The organism is Alteromonas sp. KUL150, from assembly GCF_009811475.1.
Taxonomy (GTDB): Bacteria; Pseudomonadota; Gammaproteobacteria; order Enterobacterales; family Alteromonadaceae; genus Alteromonas; species Alteromonas gracilis.
In genome coordinates this window covers 1-2,213 of sequence record NZ_BLIJ01000024.1, presented here as the reverse complement: position 1 = coordinate 2,213, position 2,213 = coordinate 1, and the positions used below count along the sequence as shown (strand labels likewise).

At 41.5% G+C, this 2,213-nt stretch carries 1 protein-coding gene and 1 tRNA gene; both read left to right on the top strand.

The features are described from left to right. Window positions 1–555: 555 nt before the first annotated feature. Entirely contained in the window at window positions 556–1,965 is a 1,410-nt protein-coding gene (gene gltX, locus GVO62_RS04680) for a glutamate--tRNA ligase (protein WP_159117947.1), read from the top strand. An 85-nt stretch (window positions 1,966–2,050) separates the two neighbouring features. Continuing rightward, window positions 2,051–2,126 (top strand) — tRNA-Ala (locus GVO62_RS04675). Window positions 2,127–2,213 lie beyond the last annotated feature (87 nt).

Here is a 2,213-nt window from a genome sequence, read left to right as displayed (position 1 = left end):
ATATTTTTCAAACCTTGCCTAAGCAAGTGGGGCGGTATTATAGAGTCGGTTCCGTTAGTGTCAACAACAAAATTAAAGAAAAATGACTGTATGCCCGAAATTTAAACACTATGGCTGCATCTTAACTAAATTGATGATAAGAACAACGTTTTAGAAGTGTGTGAGCGTTTAAAAAGTAAGTGGTAAGAAAAGCCGAAGTAAAATGGAAAAAATGGACAGACACTTATTTGTTTCAACATAGACAATTTATCTTAAAAGCAAAATGAAAAGCAAAATGAAAGCAAAATGGACAGACACTTAAAAATTATAAGTGTCTGTCCATTACGTTCCTTAACAGAAAATGTTCTTCAGGAGGGACAAAAGTGTGTGTCTACAATTGTGGATTAGCATCGAAGGGAAAGTGCCTTCAACGATAAGTGTCTGTCCAATTTTTATCTATTCCCAATTCTTTATCGGATTTTCTTTTTTCTTCTGTTCTTAACTTACTTTTGAAGTAGCACGGACACTGGTAGAATGCGCTTAACTTTAGAAATACATTAACAATAGAGAGTGACCATGTCGGTTGTTACACGATTTGCACCCAGCCCAACAGGCTATCTTCACGTTGGTGGCGCACGTACTGCGCTTTATTCTTGGCTTCTTGCTAAAGGGAAGGGCGGTGAATTTGTTCTTCGTATCGAAGATACAGATATTGAACGTTCCACAGAAGAAGCTAAGCAAGCAATATTAGATGGCATGCAATGGTTAGGTTTAACTTGGGATACCGGCCCTATCTATCAAACGGAGCGCTTCGATAGATACAAAGAGCTAATTCAAAAACTACTAGATGAAGGTAAGGCATATAAATGCTTCATGAGTTCTGAAGAGCTAGATGCAATTCGTGAGGCGCAAAAAGAGCGCAGTGAGAAACCTCGTTACCCAGGTACATGGAGAGACAGAACTGACCATCCTGAAGGTCAGCCTTTTGTTATCCGCTTTAAAAACCCTCTAGAAGGCAAAGTGGTTATTAATGACCACGTGCGTGGAAAAATTGAAATTAGCAATACAGAACTCGATGATCTTATCATCCAGCGCTCTGACGGTACGCCTACTTATAATTTTTGCGTTGTTGTTGACGATTGGGATATGGGAATTACCCATGTAGTTCGTGGTGAAGATCATATCAACAATACGCCGCGTCAAATAAATATTCTAGAAGCGCTAGGTGCGCCTGTCCCTGAATATGCCCATGTCTCTATGATATTAGGTGACGACGGTAAAAAATTGTCAAAGCGTCACGGTGCGGTAAGCGTAATGCAATATCGCGATGACGGCTTCTTACCTCAAGCTGTGCTTAACTATTTGGTTAGGTTAGGGTGGTCTCACGGTGACCAAGAAATTTTTTCACTGGACGAGATGATTGAGAAATTTAGCCTAGACGCTATCGGTCAATCTGCCTCTGCATTTAACACAGAGAAATTAATCTGGTTAAATCAACACTACATTAAGACACTGCCAGCGAGTGAAGTTGCTTCACATGCTAAATGGCATTTTGATGAGTTAAATGTTGATTTAACGGCAGGTCCTGCTCTTGAGTCTGTGATTGCTATTCAAGCCGACAGAGTAAAAACACTCAAAGAGCTGGCAGAGATTTCTACGTACTTTTATCAAGACTATGAAGATTTTGATGCGAACGCGGCGAAAAAGCACCTTCGTCCAGTTGCTAGAGGTCCGTTAGAGCTAGCTAAAGATAAATTAATGGCAATAGAAGAGTGGAACCCAGAAAATATTCAGGCCGCCATCAATAGTACTGCGGAAGAATTAGAAGTGGGCATGGGCAAAGTAGGTATGCCGCTGCGTGTAGCTGTGACCGGGGGAGGCAATTCTCCGTCTTTGGATATCACGTTGAATCTTATCTCAAAACAGAAAATTGGCGAGAGAATCGACAAAGCGCTTACTTTTATAGCAAACAGAGAAAATTCATAAAAAAACCGTTGACATGACAGGGGGGGATGCCTAGAATGCGCCCCGCTGTCACGGAACAGTCACAAAAAATGACTAGTACCATGATGGGGCCATAGCTCAGCTGGGAGAGCGCCTGCATGGCATGCAGGAGGTCGGCGGTTCGATCCCGCCTGGCTCCACCAAGTCACACTAAGCTGTGGTTTGATATAGGCTGAAGTTTATTAAACTTCGGACTGAAAATTCGAAAATTTATTTTCGAAGAAAGAATT

What these genes read in the sequence shown, in the direction of transcription:
- gltX (WP_159117947.1), top strand. Translation starts at nt 556, where the DNA reads ATGTCGGTTGTTACACGATTTGCACCCAGCCCAACAGGCTATCTTCAC.